General features: G+C 54.3%; 10 protein-coding genes and 1 pseudogene. 6 read left to right on the plus strand and 5 right to left on the minus strand.

Annotation, left to right across the window (positions count from 1 at the left end; all coding sequences use genetic code 11):
* Positions 1–5: 5 nt before the first annotated feature.
* On the minus strand, positions 6–1,358 hold the full coding sequence (locus AC1RN6_RS04665) for a GntP family permease (protein WP_493003374.1): 1,353 nt from the start codon (positions 1,356–1,358) through the stop codon (positions 6–8).
* 432 nt (positions 1,359–1,790) lie between these two features.
* Here AC1RN6_RS04665 and gntR point away from each other — a divergent pair, with 432 nt between their 5' ends.
* Both gntR and ggt read left to right on the plus strand, forming a co-directional pair.
* Positions 1,791–2,840 (plus strand): HTH-type transcriptional regulator GntR, encoded by a 1,050-nt coding sequence (gntR, locus tag AC1RN6_RS04670; protein ID WP_493003375.1) that lies wholly within the window; start codon positions 1,791–1,793, stop codon positions 2,838–2,840.
* Positions 2,841–3,079: 239 nt separating this feature from the next.
* A complete protein-coding gene (gene ggt / locus AC1RN6_RS04675; RefSeq protein ID WP_493003377.1) occupies positions 3,080–4,843 on the plus strand; it encodes a gamma-glutamyltransferase in 1,764 nt (587 codons plus the stop codon).
* Positions 4,844–5,607: 764 nt separating this feature from the next.
* On the opposite strand, the gene tcdA is transcribed toward ggt, so the two are convergent.
* From tcdA to yajC, 4 genes are all read right to left on the minus strand, one after another.
* On the minus strand, positions 5,608–6,468 hold the full coding sequence (gene tcdA / locus AC1RN6_RS04680) for a tRNA cyclic N6-threonylcarbamoyladenosine(37) synthase TcdA (protein WP_493003378.1): 861 nt from the start codon (positions 6,466–6,468) through the stop codon (positions 5,608–5,610).
* Positions 6,469–6,559: 91 nt separating this feature from the next.
* Complete coding sequence (secF, locus tag AC1RN6_RS04685) at positions 6,560–7,504, minus strand: protein translocase subunit SecF (RefSeq protein ID WP_007877763.1); 945 nt, start codon at positions 7,502–7,504, stop codon at positions 6,560–6,562.
* A 69-nt stretch (positions 7,505–7,573) separates the two neighbouring features.
* A complete protein-coding gene (gene secD, locus AC1RN6_RS04690) occupies positions 7,574–9,469 on the minus strand; it encodes a protein translocase subunit SecD (RefSeq protein WP_493003380.1) in 1,896 nt (631 codons plus the stop codon).
* Between the two features lie 112 nt (positions 9,470–9,581).
* Positions 9,582–9,914 carry a preprotein translocase subunit YajC gene (gene yajC / locus AC1RN6_RS04695; protein WP_493003381.1) on the minus strand — a complete coding sequence of 111 codons (333 nt, stop codon included), beginning with the start codon at positions 9,912–9,914 and terminating at the stop codon, positions 9,582–9,584.
* A gap of 296 nt (positions 9,915–10,210) precedes the next feature.
* Here yajC and AC1RN6_RS04700 point away from each other — a divergent pair.
* The 4 genes and pseudogenes from AC1RN6_RS04700 to AC1RN6_RS04715 all read left to right on the plus strand — a co-directional run.
* Positions 10,211–10,888: pseudogene (locus AC1RN6_RS04700) on the plus strand (AMP-binding protein); the annotation flags it as partial.
* Positions 10,889–10,964: 76 nt separating this feature from the next.
* Positions 10,965–13,343 (plus strand): hypothetical protein, encoded by a 2,379-nt coding sequence (locus AC1RN6_RS04705; RefSeq protein WP_493003382.1) that lies wholly within the window; start codon positions 10,965–10,967, stop codon positions 13,341–13,343.
* On the plus strand, positions 13,336–15,402 hold the full coding sequence (locus AC1RN6_RS04710; protein ID WP_493003383.1) for a site-specific integrase: 2,067 nt from the start codon (positions 13,336–13,338) through the stop codon (positions 15,400–15,402). The genes AC1RN6_RS04705 and AC1RN6_RS04710 overlap by 8 nt, the downstream gene beginning before the upstream one ends.
* 1 nt (position 15,403) lies before the next feature.
* Positions 15,404–15,970, plus strand: a complete 567-nt coding sequence (locus AC1RN6_RS04715; RefSeq protein ID WP_493003385.1) for a hypothetical protein — start codon at positions 15,404–15,406, stop codon at positions 15,968–15,970.
* Position 15,971 lies beyond the last annotated feature (1 nt).

Below are 15,971 nucleotides of genomic sequence, written 5' to 3' on the forward strand. Positions count from 1 at the left end.
TGCGTTTACACGACTAAGTTGAGCAACATGATGAAGACAAGCGCCACCACCGAGATGATGGTCTCCATCGCCGTCCAGGTCTTGAATGTTTCGCCGACGCTCATGTTGAAGTATTCCTTGACCAGCCAGAAGCCTGCATCGTTGACGTGCGACAGGATCAGCGAGCCGGCGCCGGTAGCCAGCACCAGCAGTTCACGGTTGGTGCCGGGGATCAGCGTCACCAGCGGCGCCACGATGCCGGCGCCGGTAATCGTTGCAACAGTCGCCGAACCGGTCGCCACGCGAATCACGCCTGCCACGAACCAGGCCAGCAGCAACGGCGAAATCTGCGCATGCACGGCCAGTTGACCGATGGCCGTACCGACGCCGCTATTGACCAGCATCTGCTTGAAACCGCCGCCTGCGCCGATAATCAGCACGATGGCCGCGGTCGGCGCCAGGCTTTGATCCACGAACTTCAACACTTGCTGGCGCGTGAAACCGCGCGCCACGCCAAAAGTGTACAGCGACAGCAGCAGCGCCGCCAGCAAGGCCACGATCGGGTTGCCGATGAAATCCATCAGGTCGCGCATGGCGCTGCCTTCCGGCAAGGTGACGTCGACGAAAGTTTTCAGCAACATCAGGAAAACCGGCGACAACACCGTAATCAGAGTAATGGCAAAGCCCGGCAGTTCCTTGGTTTGCGGTTCACGCGCCAGCTGCTCCATCAGTTCGTCGGACGGCTTGATGTCGACATACTTGGCGATGAAGGCGCCGAACATCGGACCGGCGATGATCACGGTCGGCAGGCCGACGATGAGGCCGTAGAAAATGGTCTTGCCGATATCGGCGCCGAAGATGCCGATCGCCAGCAGCGGGCCCGGATGCGGCGGCACCAGGCCGTGCATCACCGACAGGCTGGCCAGCATCGGCATGCCGATCTTGAACAGCGGCACGCCGGAGCGGCGCGCGACGATGAAGACCAGCGGAATCAGCAGCACGAAGCCGATTTCAAAGAACAGCGGGATGCCGACCAGGAAAGCGCCGATCATCATGGCCCAGTGCACGCGCTGCTTGCCGAAGGCGCGCACCAGCGTCTGCGCGATCTGATCGGCGCCGCCGGATTCGGCCATCATCTTGCCGAGCATGGTGCCCAGGCCCAGCACGATGCCGACGAAGCCGAGCACGCCGCCGAAGCCGTCCTGGAAGGACTTGACGATCTTGGGCAAAGGCATGCCGGAAATCAGGCCGAGGAAACCGGACGTGATGATCAGGGCGATAAAGGGGTGAATGCGCAGGCGCGTGATCATGATGATCAGCACCACAATGGCGAGGAAGGCGTTCAACAGCAGACTTGCTTCGTTACTCAATCCGAACATGAGGATGTCTCCAGGGTCGATAGTGCGCACGGGCATTCAGAATGCAAGAGCCGCCATTGCCACGCCGTCAACACCATGCCTGCCATCCACTACGGAGTCTTTACATTGTCTCGACGACGCGCCTTGCTGCTCAGTGCTGCATCCAGGCTGCCGTGCCCACTATCTGCGTAGTGTTTATAAGGTTTATTAAGAGAAATATTTTGTTAAACGCTGTCTGTGTGCCGACTACATTTTCAGATGTTAGCGTTAACATTGGCCGCGATGATAACGCTACCAAAAATTATGTGTCAAATCATTTGTGTGAATATCTGTCGCCGGAGAAGACCGCCACGCCTGCGATGCGGCGGCGCAGCATGAGTGGTGGCAACGATGAAATCGTCTGGGGAAAGAGTGCTCAGGTATGATGTCGGGAACAGAAAATTACGCCCCATCATGAGCAAAAAAGCCGCTGCCGAAAAACCAGTAAAAACAGTCAAAGGAAGCCGCGCCACGGGCCGCGTGACTATCGTCGACGTCGCCGGCGAAGCCAGGGTCAGCCCGATGACCGTATCGCGCGCACTGAAGACGCCGGAACTGGTCCAGCAAGAAGCACGCGACCGTATCGCCGCCGCCATCAGGAAACTCGGCTACATCCCCAACCAGGCCGCCAGTACGCTGGCTTCCGCGCGGTCGCAGGTGATCGGCGTGCTGGTGCCGTCGCTGACCAATGCGGTGTTCATCGAAACACTCAGCGGCATTCGCGACTATCTCTCGCAAGCGGGCTATCAGTTCCTCATCGGCGAGACCGGCTACTCGAAAGAGAAGGAAAGCCGGCTGATCTCCACCTATCTGGCGCATGCGCCGGCGGGTTTTCTGCTGTCCAGCTCGGACCAGCATGAATTGCTGCGTCAGCAACTGGTGAGCAATAACATCCCTGCGGTGCGCATGTTCGACCTCGGCAAAAGCAATGCCGACATGTCCGTTGGATTTTCACAGACCAAGGCCGGTTATGCGGTGGCGCAGCATCTGATTGAACGCGGCTACCGGCGCCCTGCCTTTCTGGCGGCGCAGCTCGATCCGCGCATGATGAAACGCCGCGAGGGTTTCCGCAAGGGCCTATCCGAAGCAGGACTGGATCCGAACGTCGAGGTCTTGTTGCCGACGCCGACCACGGTGGACATGGGCGCGCAACTGCTGGCGCGCGTGCTCGAAATTTCCCCTGATTGCGATGCGGTCTTTTGCTGCAACGACGATCTGGCGCTGGGCGCCCTGTTCGAATGCCAGCGCCGCGGCATCAAGGTGCCGCAGCAAATGGCGATTGCCGGCTTCAACGATCTGTCATGGGCCGCCTGCGCGACGCCGTCGATCACCACCATCATCACGCCGCGCTACGATATCGGCTACAAGGCGGCGGAATTGCTGATCCGTCAACTCAAGGGTGAGCCTGTCGAAAAGGCGCGCCTCGATCTCGGCTTCCAACTGGCCGTACGCGAAAGTACCTAGAACGTTCGCTGAGGGCGGGGCTTCGCCCCACGCCGCTCATCAATCAAATTCATCAATCATCTTCTCCTACAGCAGATTGATGAAGCGAGCGCGACGCATGCTGTATTGCACCTAAAATTTATCAATAAATTCTATAGACACGACATCTCCTGAGGCTACAATCGTCGGGTGCAAAAGCGCGCTTAGCACGTAGTACGCATCACCATAATTAGACTCAGACAACCTCAGGAGAATCACCCATGCGGAAAATCAACGGCTTGCTCAAGCCGGCCACCATGGCATTGCTGCCCCTCTGTACTTCCCTCGCCTTCCTGCCTGCCCACGCCCAGACTGCCGCTCCGGCTGCTGCACCGGTAGTCAAGTACGACCTGACCTATGACATCATCAGCCCGGTGATGGCGAAGAACGGCATGGTCGCTTCCGAGCAGGAACTGGCGACGCAAGTCGGCCTCGATATTCTCAAGCGTGGAGGCAATGCAATTGACGCCGGCGTTGCAGTCGGCTTTGCGCTGGCGGTCGTGCTGCCGAATGCAGGCAATATCGGCGGTGGCGGCTTCATGATGATTCACGATGCGAAGACCGGCAAAAACGTCGCGCTCGACTTCCGCGAAATGGCGCCTGCCAAAGCCAGCCGCGATATGTATCTGGACGACAAGGGCAATGTCGCCCCCGGCCGCTCGCTGTACACCCATCTGGCCATCGGCGTTCCCGGCACGGTCGCGGGCCTGACCCACGCGCTGCAAAAATACGGCACGATGAAACTGTCCGACGTCATCGCACCTGCCGTCAAGCTGGCGGAAAAAGGCTATCCGGTCAGCCCAAGCCTGGCGCTGATCCTGGCTGCAGAACGCGACCACCTCGGTCAGTGGGACTCCAGCAAGGCGATCTTCTTCAAGGATGGACGTCCGCTGCAAGCCGGTGAAAAACTGGTACAGAAAGACCTCGCCAAATCGCTCAAGCTGATCGGCAAGAAAGGTCCTTCGGTGTTCTATGAAGGCGAGATCGGGCAAAAGATCGTCGCTGAAATGGACAAGCACAACGGCCTGATCACCGCCGCCGACCTGAAGAACTACAAGGTCGTCGAACGTGAACCCGTGGTCGGAAACTATCGCGGCTATCAGGTCATGTCGATGCCGCCGCCAAGCTCGGGCGGTATCCACATCATTCAGATGATGAACATTCTGGAACGCTATCCGCTGAAGCAATACGGCGCCGACAGCGCACAGACCATCCACCTGATGGCCGAAGCGATGAAGCTGGCCTACGCCGACCGCGCGGAATACCTGGGCGACCCGGATTTCAACAAGGTGCCGGTCAAGGGCCTGACCTCGCGCGGCTACGCGGACGAACTGGCGAAGAAGATCAATCCCGATCGCGCCACGCCTTCCTCGGAAATCAAGCCGGGCAAGCCGCAACCGTATGAAAGCGACCAGACCACGCACTTCTCGGTCGCCGACAAGGAAGGCAATCTGGTCGCCACGACCTACACGCTGAACCTGAACTTCGGCAGCGGCATCGTCGCCACCGGCACCGGCATCACGCTCAACAACGAGATGGATGACTTCTCCGCCAAACCGGGCGTACCGAACGCCTTTGGCCTGATCGGTGGCGAAGCCAACGCCGTCGGCCCAGGCAAGCGCCCGCTGAGCTCGATGTCGCCGACTTTCGTGCTGAAAGACGGCAAGCCTTTCCTGGTCACCGGCAGCCCGGGCGGTAGCCGCATCATCACGACCACGATGCAAACCATCCTGAACGTGATCGAGCATGACATGAACGTCGCCGAAGCAACCATCACACCGCGCATCCATCACCAGTGGGCGCCGGATCAGCTGCGCATCGAAAAGGGCATCAGCGCCGATACAATCAAGATCCTGCAGGACAAGGGTCAGAAGATCAGCGTGCAGCCTTCGATGGGACGTACGCAGACTATCCAGATCAAGGATGGCGCTTTTTATGGCTATTCGGATCCACGTAATCCAGATGGACGTACGCTGGGGTTCTGATGGTTTAGTTGTAGTTTTTAAAAACGAAAATGCCGCCTGGTGGAAGTCAGGCGGCATTTTTTATTGGCTGCTTTTTTTTGTTTTGTTCCCACTTACTGTGTGTTGTTGCTGATGCTGCTCTCTCTTCGATCAACCCTTCGCCGGGGGTAGCCCGGCAGCTACTCACTTTTCTTGTCTCGCCAAGAAAAGTAAGCAAAAGAAGCGACCGCTGGTTCGTAGCCCCCTGCGGGGGTGCCCGGCGTCGTCAGGCGCAAATCGGGAGGGGAAACAAACTCGCTGCGCTCAGACAAGTTTCCCCTCTTTATCCGACTTGCACCTGCCGCCACCGGCTACTCGCAAGCGGACTTCCAGACTGGCTCGCTACGCATCGCCAGGGTACTGAGGTGGAACCACGGTCCTCGTTCTCCGCTATCACTAAAAAAGCGATGAGAGGAGGCCATCACGATGCCGAAGCCGAGCCACCCAAGGCAATGCTAAGCGAGCCGAAAAAAGAATTTCGCTTATGAGTCGCCGTTGGTGACGTGCTCAAATCGGATAAAGAAGGGAAACTTGTCTGAGCGCAGCGAGTTTGTTTCCCTTCCCGATTTGAGTGCGGCACCAACGGGAACCCCGAACGGGGGAAGAATCGCGGTCGCCTTTCTTTGCTTACTTTCTTTGGCGAAGCAAAGAAAGTGAGCGGCTGCCGGGCCGCCCCCGGCAACCACGGTAGTCCGAAGAAAGAAAGGCAAAGTTACCAAAAAACGTGAAGTTGGAATAAAGAGCCATCAAGGACGTTCAACAATCTTCCTCAACACAAACCCCGCCGCCACCAACCCAAACGAAGCCGTCACCACCATCGCCGACCCAAACCCGGCGCAATTCAAGCCGGTAACGCCAGCCTCCTGACGACGGCCGTCCGCATCGACGGTATCCAAACCGTCAGCCGCATCATCGGTATCCACCTCGCAAACCTCACCCTCGGGAAAACGCAACGGCTCCGTAGAGAACACCGCATCGATGCCAAACTTGTTCTTGGTCCCGCGCGGAAACTTGTGCCACGCGCGCAGGCGCTTACGCACCTTCGCCAGCAAAGGCTCCTGCTCTGTGCGGCACAGATCGCGGATCTCGATCCTGGTCGGATCGATCTGGCCGCCGGCGCCGCCGCTGGTCAGCAACGGCACCTTGTGTTCGCGGCAATAGGCGATCAGCGCGACCTTGGCGCGTACGTTGTCGATGGCGTCGACCACATAATCGAAACGGCCGACACCGATCATCTCGCCAACGTTGTCGGGCGTGAGGAAGTCTTCCACCTCGGTGACTTCGCAATACGGATTGATCTGCATAATGCGCTCATGCAGCGCCGTGACCTTGGCCTTGCCGAGCGTATCGGTCAATGCGTGGATCTGGCGGTTGACGTTGGACTCCGCAAGGTTGTCGAGGTCGATCATGGTGATCTTGCCGATGGCGCTGCGCGCCAGCGCTTCGACAATCCACGAGCCGACGCCACCGACACCGACCACGCACACGTGTGCCGCCCGGAAGCGCGCCAGGCCTTGTGCGCCATACAGACGGGCGATGCCGCCGAAACGGCGGTCGAAATCGATATCAGCGTCGCTGGTAGCAGCAACAGGTTGAAGGTTGGACATAGGAGTTATCCGGATAACAAAGTAAAACAGGCTGTTTCCTGAGAAACAGCCTGCAAGACAACAATTCTAACGATTAAACCGCTTCTGGTTTTTACACCACCGCACCGTCAGTTTCGTCTTTAGGTTTAGCAGGCTTGATCAGGTCTTCGCGCTTGACGCCCAGCCACATGGCGATCGCTGCGGCGACGAACACCGACGAATAAATACCGAACAAGATGCCGATGGTCAGCGCAACGGCGAAGTAATGCAGTGTCGGGCCGCCGAAGATCAGCATCGACAAGACCATCATTTCGGTGCTGCCGTGGGTGATGATGGTCCGGGAAATCGTGCTCGTGATCGCGTGGTTCAACACTTCCGGCGCGGACAGCTTGCCGTAGCGTCGATCGCGGAAAGCTTCGCGCACCCGGTCGAACACCACCACCGATTCATTGACGGAGTAGCCCAGCACCGCCAGTACCGCAGCCAGCACGGTCAGCGAGAATTCCCACTGGAAGAAGGCGAAGAAGCCGAGGATGATCACCACGTCATGCAAGTTGGCGATGACGGCCGCGACCGCAAATTTCCATTCAAAACGGAAGGCCAGGTAGATCACGATGCCGATCACCACCATGCCCAGCGCCATCAGACCGTCGTGCGCCAGTTCATCGCCGACCTGCGGGCCGACGAATTCCACGCGCTGCAGCTTGACGTCAGGGTCTTGCGCCGTCAGTGCCGCGATGACTTTTTCGCTTTGCTGCGTGGAATTGACGCCATGCTGCGCCGGCAGACGGATCATCACGTCCTGTGCCGTGCCGAAGCTCTGCACTTGCGTGTCGGTAAAGCCCAGGCCTTCGACCGACTTGCGGATGTTTTCGATGTTGGCCGGCTTGGTGTACGCGACTTCCATCACGGTGCCGCCGGTGAATTCGATCGAGAAGTGCAAGCCTTTGCTCAGCAGGAAGAACACTGCCAGCACGAAGGTCAGCGCCGAGATGACGTTGAATATCAACGCATGGCGCATGAAGGGGATATCTTTTTTGATGCGGAAAAATTCCATCACATACCTTTCAGTTCTGCGCCTCTGCCGTCTGTCGGGCAAAGGCGCACGGGATTCTGTTCGCTGCGCTTATTTGACTTTGACGTCCGACTTCACGTCGGCCTTGTTGCCTTCCGGCTTCCAGATCTGGCCGATCGCCAGGCTGGTCAGTTTCTTCTTGCGGCCGTACCACAGGTTAGCCAGGCCACGCGAGAAGAACACCGCCGAGAACATTGACGTCAGGATACCCAGGCAGTGCACCACCGCGAAACCGCGAATCGCGCCCGAGCCGAAAATCAGCAGCGCCAGACCGGCGATCAGCGTCGTCACGTTAGAGTCGAGAATAGTCGCCCACGCACGGTCGAAACCGATGCTGATCGCTGCCTGCGGCGAATTGCCGTTGCGCAGTTCTTCGCGGATGCGTTCGTTGATCAGCACGTTGGAGTCAATCGCCATACCCAGCGCTAGCGCAATCGCAGCGATACCCGGCAGGGTCAGCGTCGCCTGCAGCGTCGACAGCACGGCGATCAGCAGCAGCACGTTGACCGACAGCGCCAGCGCGCTGAACAGGCCGAACAACTGGTAGTACACGATCATGAACACGGCCATGGCGGCGAAACCGTATAGCGTCGCGTCAAAACCCTTGCGGATGTTTTCTGCGCCGAGTTGCGGGCCGATGGTGCGTTCTTCGATGATTTCCATCGGAGCAGCCAGCGAACCTGCGCGCAGCAGCAGCGCCAGATCGCTCGAGGCTTCCGCCGAACCCATGCCGGTGATCTGGAAGCGCGAACCCAGCTCGGAACGGATGGTCGCCACGGTCAGGACTTCGCCCTTGCCTTTTTCAAACAGGACAATGGCCATCGCCTTGCCGACCTTTTCACGGGTGGCGTCGCGCATCTTGCGGCCGCCGTCACCATTCAGATCGATGCTGACGGCCGGTTGATGGTTTTCATCAAAGCTGGCCGAGGCGTTGGAGATGTAGTCGCCGGTCAGGACAGGATCCTTGAACAGCACGACCGGTGCGCCCTTGCCGACCTTGAACAGTTCGGAGCCGAAAGGAATCGTTGCAGTCTCTTCCGTGCCGCGGGTCACGGAATCGTCGACCATGCGTACTTCCAGCGTGGCGGTACGGCCGATGATGTCCTTGGCGCGGGAAACGTCCTGCACGCCCGGCAGCTGGACCACGATACGGTCGGCGCCCTGGCGCTGGATGATCGGTTCAGCCACGCCCAGTTCGTTGACGCGCTTGGACAGGGTCGAGATGTTTTGCTTGACGCCGTCTTCCTGTGTCTGCTTCAGCGCTTCAGGACGCAGCGTGGCGATCAGCTTCAGGTCTTCACCGGCGCCGGCGTCTTGCAATGCCAGTTCGGAAACTTCGCCGGCCAGCACGTTGCGCGCCTTGTTGCGGGTGTCGGCATCGCGGAACAGCACTTCGATCTGGTCGCCGTTGCGGTTGATGCCGTTATGACGGATGTTCTTGTCGCGCAGCACGCTGCGCACACTCGACTGCAAACCTTGCAGACGCTTGTTCATCACTGCCTTGACGTCGACCTGCATCAGGAAGTGCACGCCGCCGCGCAAGTCCAGACCGAGGTACATCGGGAAGGCGTGCAGGCTTTGCAACCATTGCGGCGTGTTCGGCAACAGGTTGAAGGCGACGATATAGGTCGGATCGGCAGGATCGGTATTCAGGCCTTTTTCCAGCAAGGTCTTGGCCTTGAACTGGGTATCGGTGCTGGCGAACCGGGCGCGCACGGACGGCGCGGTGCTGCTGTTATCGAAAACCACGCTCTCTGGCGCAAGGCTGCCCTGTTGCAGGAGCTGCTGCACGCGCTCGGCGACCGAGCTGTCCACCTTGATGGTGGATTTGGCGCTGCTGATCTGCACTGCAGGCGATTCGCCGAAGAAGTTTGGCAGCGTATAGAGCGTGCCGAACAGCAAGGCTATGACGATTAGGACGTACTTCCAGAGAGGATAACGATTCATATTGATTCAGCGTTGATGATGAACATCCAGGATGGATTCGTTTGCAGCAAAAGCGAATGAGCGCACCCGCCGATGGCGGAATGCGCTCATGTCAGCCATACGGCCGGACCGATTACAGTCCCTTGATAGTGCCCTTAGGCAGCAATGTAGTGACCGCTGCTTTTTGCACGACGACTTCATTGCCTTCGGAAACTTCAATGGTGATGTAAGCATCGCTTACCTTCACGATGCGACCCAGCAAACCGCCGGAAGTCACAACTTCATCGCCCTTGCCGAGCGCTTCCATCATGGCCTTTTGTTCTTTTTGACGCTTCATCTGAGGACGGATCATCAGGAAGTACAGCACAACGAACATCAGGATGATGGGCAGGAAGCTGGTCAGATTGCCCATCAGGCCGGCTGGGCCTGCAGCAGTGGTTTGTGCAATTGCATCGGTAATAAACACGTGTCGCTCCAAATGGTTGTTTAAAAAATAGCCCCGCATTTTAGCATTGCGCCGGGCGCTTACCCCCATTCCGGACGGGCCGAATCGGGGGAAAGCGCCGTTAATAAGAAAAAGCGGCCAAAAAGTGCTGGAAAAACGGGAGAAAACTGCCTTGCCGCGAGGAAACTTGTTATATCGGCATCGCCAATATGGGGGTACAGAGGTACATTAGCAAGCCAACAAGAGCAAAGAATTGCGGCGCCGCCGCCGTTCACGTGCCGTGAAATTGCCAATCACCTCAGGAGACCCGTTCCACCATGCTGCCCACCGAAGCCCGGCCTTACCAGGAAATCAACAACGCCTTCCGCTGGAATATCCCCGAGTACTACAACATCGGCGTTGATGTCTGCGATAAATGGGCCGAAGCCGATCCGGGCAGGCTTGCTCTGATTCACGTCGCAGCCGATGGTTCAAGCCGCCGCTACAGCTTCGGCGAGATCAAGGAAAGCTCCGACCGCCTCGCCAATCTGTTTCTGAGCTATGGCGTAAAAATCGGCGACCGTATCAGCATCCTGCTGCCGCAAGCGCCCGAAACCGCGATGGCGCACGTCGCCGCCTACAAGATCGGCGTGATTGCGATCCCGCTGTTTGCGCTGTTCGGCGCCGAGGCGCTGGAATACCGCCTGCACAACAGCGGCACGCGCGTGGTCGTCACCAACGCCGCCGGCGCCGCCAAGCTGGCCGGCATCCGTGACCGCCTGCCGGAGCTGGAAACCATCCTCACCATCGATGGCGCCTTCGACGGCACGGTGGATTTGCATCAGGCCTTGAAGCAATCCAGCAGCGACCTGACGCCGGTCAAAACCAAAGCCGACGATCCTGCCGTGATCATCTATACCTCCGGCACCACCGGCCAACCCAAGGGCGCCTTGCACGCGCATCGCGTACTGCTGGGCCATCTGCCGGGCGTGGAGCTCTCACATAATCTGTTTCCCCCGCTTTACCCGATTACAGTAAATTGTCATATTATGCTCAAACGACCTATAAGTCTTTCAAATAGGAGATGTTATCGTGGGCGGAAAGAAATATACGGGAAATTCAAACCTGACAATTATCAATAAACACGCCGTCCGTATAAGCGCAGAGGATTGGAGGTTTCCCGAAAGAAATTTTGAACGTATCAAAGGCAACGCTTTAGAAGTGTTGCTTGCAGCGCTTTCCACGAACTCAGACACAAGGTGGCGTTTAACTCGTGCCCTCGTCTTGTTCGATTACATGCTCCGAGTGATTGACGAGCCCCCGATTACATCTCGGTCTTTTTTCGTGACCAAGCGCTTTAAAACACTGCAAGCGTACTTTCGCGGAGCAATGGGTTCTACCCGTTTTGTTGAATGTGCAACAACTACCCGGCAAACACATGCGTACTGTTTACATTCGCTATTTGAACGTGCACAAGAATATTGCCCTGTCTCTCTGCTCCCAGAACATCCATCCTCCGCGAAGGAAATCGAAAGAAAATACATTGAGACCTTCGAAGCACTAGAACTCTGTGAAGTAGAAATTAAAAAATTTAAGCCGCACCTCCTCTCCGACAAGAACAATGTTTCTTATCGAGTGCTACTGGAGAATGTATATGCCATACATGGAGAGGCATTCGGTAGCAAACTTCTCAACAGTTTGCAAAAAGTTGCCAGTTCTAAAGCGTACGATAGCGCCCTAAGAGATTTTGCAAACACCTTTTGCAGATTCATTTGCAGTGACACTTCACGAGTTGCCCCGATAACAGTTGAAAAGCTACGCGACCCAACCCTTACGCATCTCCTAACTGCAGATTTCATGGGGTTTCACTTTCTCAAATATCAAAAGCATGAAGGCCTCGCTCCAGAAGGGGCTCTCGCATCTCTCCAAAAACTGTGGCGTCGCTACGAGAACTATTGGTCCGCCTTAGCTGAAGACGGTGTAATAGCAGCTCATTTAGGCGTCTTCCCAGCCGGAAAACCAAGCCTACTAAACACGACATTAATCAATCATCGGAAAGTTCGAATTGCCGAGGATGGAACATCTTCTTTATCAACAAACAAACTTCTCACAGAAGTGCCACTCCACTTGTCTGATGAAGACGCATTAAAGTATTTGTTTGTACAAATCGAAGAGGATTTTCTGATTGTTCAGAAATGGCTAACCAATTACCTGAACGCATTTTTCGATAAGTATGAAACAGGAAAGCTAATTGCAGCGGCTGTCACAGAACGCCTTGATGAAGACAGGGTCTACCTGGCGACTTCAGACAGGACACCGGAGATAGGAATACCTATCGCAATTAAGCATTTTCAAGAGAGATTCGGGGGATACACCAACACCTCCAAGGTTCCCACACCGGTTTACCCTGACCTTGCGGCTCGTTCAAGGATATCCAAGAAAGAACTCTCCGAGTATCTTGGAATACCTCAACGTCCAGAGGCGATGGCGTTTATCGCATATCTCGTATCTCACAGTGGTCAATTTACCGAGGCAGGTCTATTGGATGCAAAACTTCTTGATATAAATGGGAAGCGCATCAATGCCGTCGAAACAGATAGGGGTATCGTCTTATCAGTGCTCAAAGAGCGCAACAAAAAGGGCGGATGGACTTCTGTTACCTTGCAAGGAGAAGTGGCCGACAATGTACGCAAGTGGATTGTGGTAAGCGCCCCCTTACGCCGATACATGAAAAAAAATGCTATCGCAGGGTGGCAAAATCTCGTCATATACACAAGTCAGCCTCTAGGTAACCCAGCGTTTTTTTCTCGTCATGCCAGTTTGTTCTCACCTTTCCGACAATTCTCGAATGTCTTCAAATCGGAGCTAGGCGAGTTAGTAGAGACAGTGACCATCTCAAAAATTAGAGCGACACGAGGCGTCCTCAAGTTTCTGAAAACGATGGACATCAAAGCGATGGCCGAAGAACTTGGCAATAGAGAAGACACGTCACTTCGGTACTACTTGCCCACGGCACTTTGGGAGTTTTTTGTGAATCGTTGGATTCGCATCTTCCAGAACTTGCAAATCGTTGAGGCAACGCGAGACACCAAATACATGCAGCAAGCAGTGCACTTCAGTACCCCTGCAGAAATGGACGCTTTTTTGAAGACACATGTAGTAAGTGCGCTCATTCCGCAATTTGACGAATCCAAACGTAACCCGAAGCAAAAGAAAACACCGAATGAATTGCTTGTAGTCGCAGACCTCGCGGTGTTTACCATGCTTGCGTCCCTAACTGAGGCAGTCAACCAGGCAAAAACGCAAGGCCACAAAACTACACCTACAGCCATTTACTGGTCCTCATTCTGGGAAAAATTGCGAGCCTTCATTATGAGCGCCAAATACACAGACCGCGAAATCAAAAAGCTAATAGTTTCTGCTGAAGCAGCAATGGCTCCTGACGGATATGCGGGAGTTGTTCGTGTATAAAAATCTCCCTCCGGAACTCAGTTTTATCAATGACTATTTCATTGCTGAAAATGAGTTTGAAGACGCAAAATGGCGAGATTGTCCCTTTACGGATAACTTTTGGTCGTGCCGCCTAGAGGGCGTCGGTAATTTTGACATCGATTTCGACAAACGTCTTAGTGATGGCAGTTCTCTTGTCAGCCCAAAAAACGAAAATCTACTCAAAAGTATCAAACAACTACTTTGCTTCCAAACGCATCCCGCTTTGACAGGTGGGGTGGTACTGGCGAACAAAACCATTCGACTCCGTATTAGTTACTGCCTTCAAATCATTGATTATTTTCTAATTCGCGACCACCATTTCAATTTGGGCGGCAACGGCTTCAGTGCCGTGACCGCGAATGACATATCGAATCTTGTAGATGACATTTCTCAACATGCCTCGATTAAGGCTCTTATCTATAAACCTATAGAAGCAATTCAATCCTTTTTGAAACGAGTTAGCGTTTCGAATGCACAAATTAAAGAACTGAAAAAGACACATCTTTCATTATTTTCTTCTGACAATGTGACGGAGCTAGAACTTTCCTCCGATGAACTAATAAGGGCGCGTGTCTGGCTATATCTCCATGGATTTTATGCGGGTAACAATTCAAATTCGCTGATGGCGCCGACCCATATTCTCTATTTTGTTCAGCGAAAGAGGCTGCTCGAAATCACTATTGGGCAACATGTTTTAGGCAACCTAAAATTTGACGGCTTGATACTTGATGGCTTGGACGTGGGCGAATATGGCTCCTTTCATTTAGAGTGCACTCCGGTCCCTGTTTCAAACCATGATGAAGACAATAGGTCTCACGAGGCCCACCTAGCTGGATTCCTGTATGCGCTGAATTCTATGCGTCTCGCTAGCCACCATAGCATTCAGTTGATACGCGAAAGCGAATTTCGGGCGCTAGACAGCAGAAAATTAATTACATCGGAGCGCACGAAGCAGTCCCTACGTTTCACTACATTGCCATTTGAGTTGGCAAATACGATACTCAAAAATGCCATTGCATTTTTCTTGGAATACGGGAAAGAGCTCGTAGATTATTACCTAGCGATAGCGAAAATTGGGAGTCGTCCTACCCCTCTGTCCTTACCCATTCCCCAAAAATTAAAACAGCTTGGTGTAGTCGGTTGGAAAATTAAAGCAGATTCCAAAGAAGACTATTTCGCTCGTTTTCGAAAAGGAGAAGGTCTCTTTCAAATGCTAGAGGTGCTGTATGGCGCGATAGCCATTATTACCAATTCGCTTATGGCACGAAGAGCATCCGAAATTACTGAACTGATGAAGAAGGATGTCATCAAGGATGGCAGAGAATATTTTCTAGGAATTAATCAGAGAAAAGAAAATCTGGGAGAAATCAGGAACCGACGTATGAAACCCATGCCAACAATTGCCGCTGAGGCCCTTTTGTTGTTAGCGGGTCTGCATGAATCACTCAGTCAAATGGGCTTCAGTGTTAGCCAATTCCTGTTCGGCTCTCTCATTTCCCCACATTTTAAACGCCCCCCCTGGTTTGGCTCTCAAGGTACGGACCTTCGGCATTGTCTGAATCGATTTTGTGATTACACCGAAACGATGTTCGACGACCAAGGGCGCCGTTACTATGTCCGACTTCATCAATTGCGGCGCAATTTTGCGCTCCTTTTCTTCTGGCGAGGTACGTTCGGAGGCTTGGAAGTTCTGCGGTACTTCTTAGGACATTCGAACATATCCATGACCTATCGCTACGTTACCGAGGCTATTCCTGGAAAAGTCTTATTACGCGTGAAAGCCACAGTTGCTAAAGATTTCGTGAAATCTGGAGTTGACGCCGCAGAAGAACTTGCAAATCTTGTCTGCGAACGTTTTTCCGTGAAACTGAAAGATTTATCTATCCTTAAGGAGCCTATCCTTGTTAATTACATTGAAGAATTGATTAAGAGTGGCGAGGCAACAGTAGAGCCTGAATTTTTCAAAGGCCCGTTGGGGGAAGACTACAAAATAGTCTATCGCGTCTTCCACAAAGAGCCCCCTGTCTGCGAGGCATGATATGAGACGACCGCGAGGCACCGTACCTCCTCACGATTCAATTAAGAATCTTGAGATAGCAGTCAAAGAGCTTTACAAAGACCCTGACGCAGTTGAAGTCGATTTTAAGGAGGCATTGACACAGGCCCTAGTAACTCAAGGAAAATTCTCAACCTTCTCATTCGAAGCGAAGAAGATTTCAGGTATGTCCTTGAATACGCACAAGCAAGTTGCAGACTCTGAACTTGATGGTGGATATGCATCTTTGAACGCACTTCGAAAGGCCACAAAATTAAAAATAGACAAGCTTACAGCCGGAGAAGCGGCCCGAGAGCTAAAGCCGAAACGGGAGACTCTCGCTTGGTACAAGGACGAGCTAATACAAACGAAAGAATTGCTAGCCCAGGTCACAGACGAGCTTTTCACTATGAGCCAACGGCTGGACGAAGTTTTAGCGTTTGCGTTCAACGCAGCAGCACATTCTGGCCAACGGGATTTTTTCTCGAAAGTGCTCGCCGAGCTCATGTTGAAATTCAAAGATACCAACACTCTGAAGTCGCAATATTCGCGGAATAGTGACGAACCATAAA

The sequence above is a fragment of the Herbaspirillum sp. GW822-FHT03A08 genome (assembly GCF_058801885.1).

What these genes read in the sequence shown, in the direction of transcription:
- secF (WP_007877763.1), bottom strand. Translation starts at nt 7,504, where the DNA reads ATGGAATTTTTCCGCATCAAAAAAGATATCCCCTTCATGCGCCATGCG.
- AC1RN6_RS04715 (WP_493003385.1), top strand. Translation starts at nt 15,404, where the DNA reads ATGAGACGACCGCGAGGCACCGTACCTCCTCACGATTCAATTAAGAAT.
- secD (WP_493003380.1), bottom strand. Translation starts at nt 9,469, where the DNA reads ATGAATCGTTATCCTCTCTGGAAGTACGTCCTAATCGTCATAGCCTTG.
- ggt (WP_493003377.1), top strand. Translation starts at nt 3,080, where the DNA reads ATGCGGAAAATCAACGGCTTGCTCAAGCCGGCCACCATGGCATTGCTG.
- AC1RN6_RS04665 (WP_493003374.1), bottom strand. Translation starts at nt 1,358, where the DNA reads ATGTTCGGATTGAGTAACGAAGCAAGTCTGCTGTTGAACGCCTTCCTC.
- tcdA (WP_493003378.1), bottom strand. Translation starts at nt 6,468, where the DNA reads ATGTCCAACCTTCAACCTGTTGCTGCTACCAGCGACGCTGATATCGAT.
- gntR (WP_493003375.1), top strand. Translation starts at nt 1,791, where the DNA reads ATGAGCAAAAAAGCCGCTGCCGAAAAACCAGTAAAAACAGTCAAAGGA.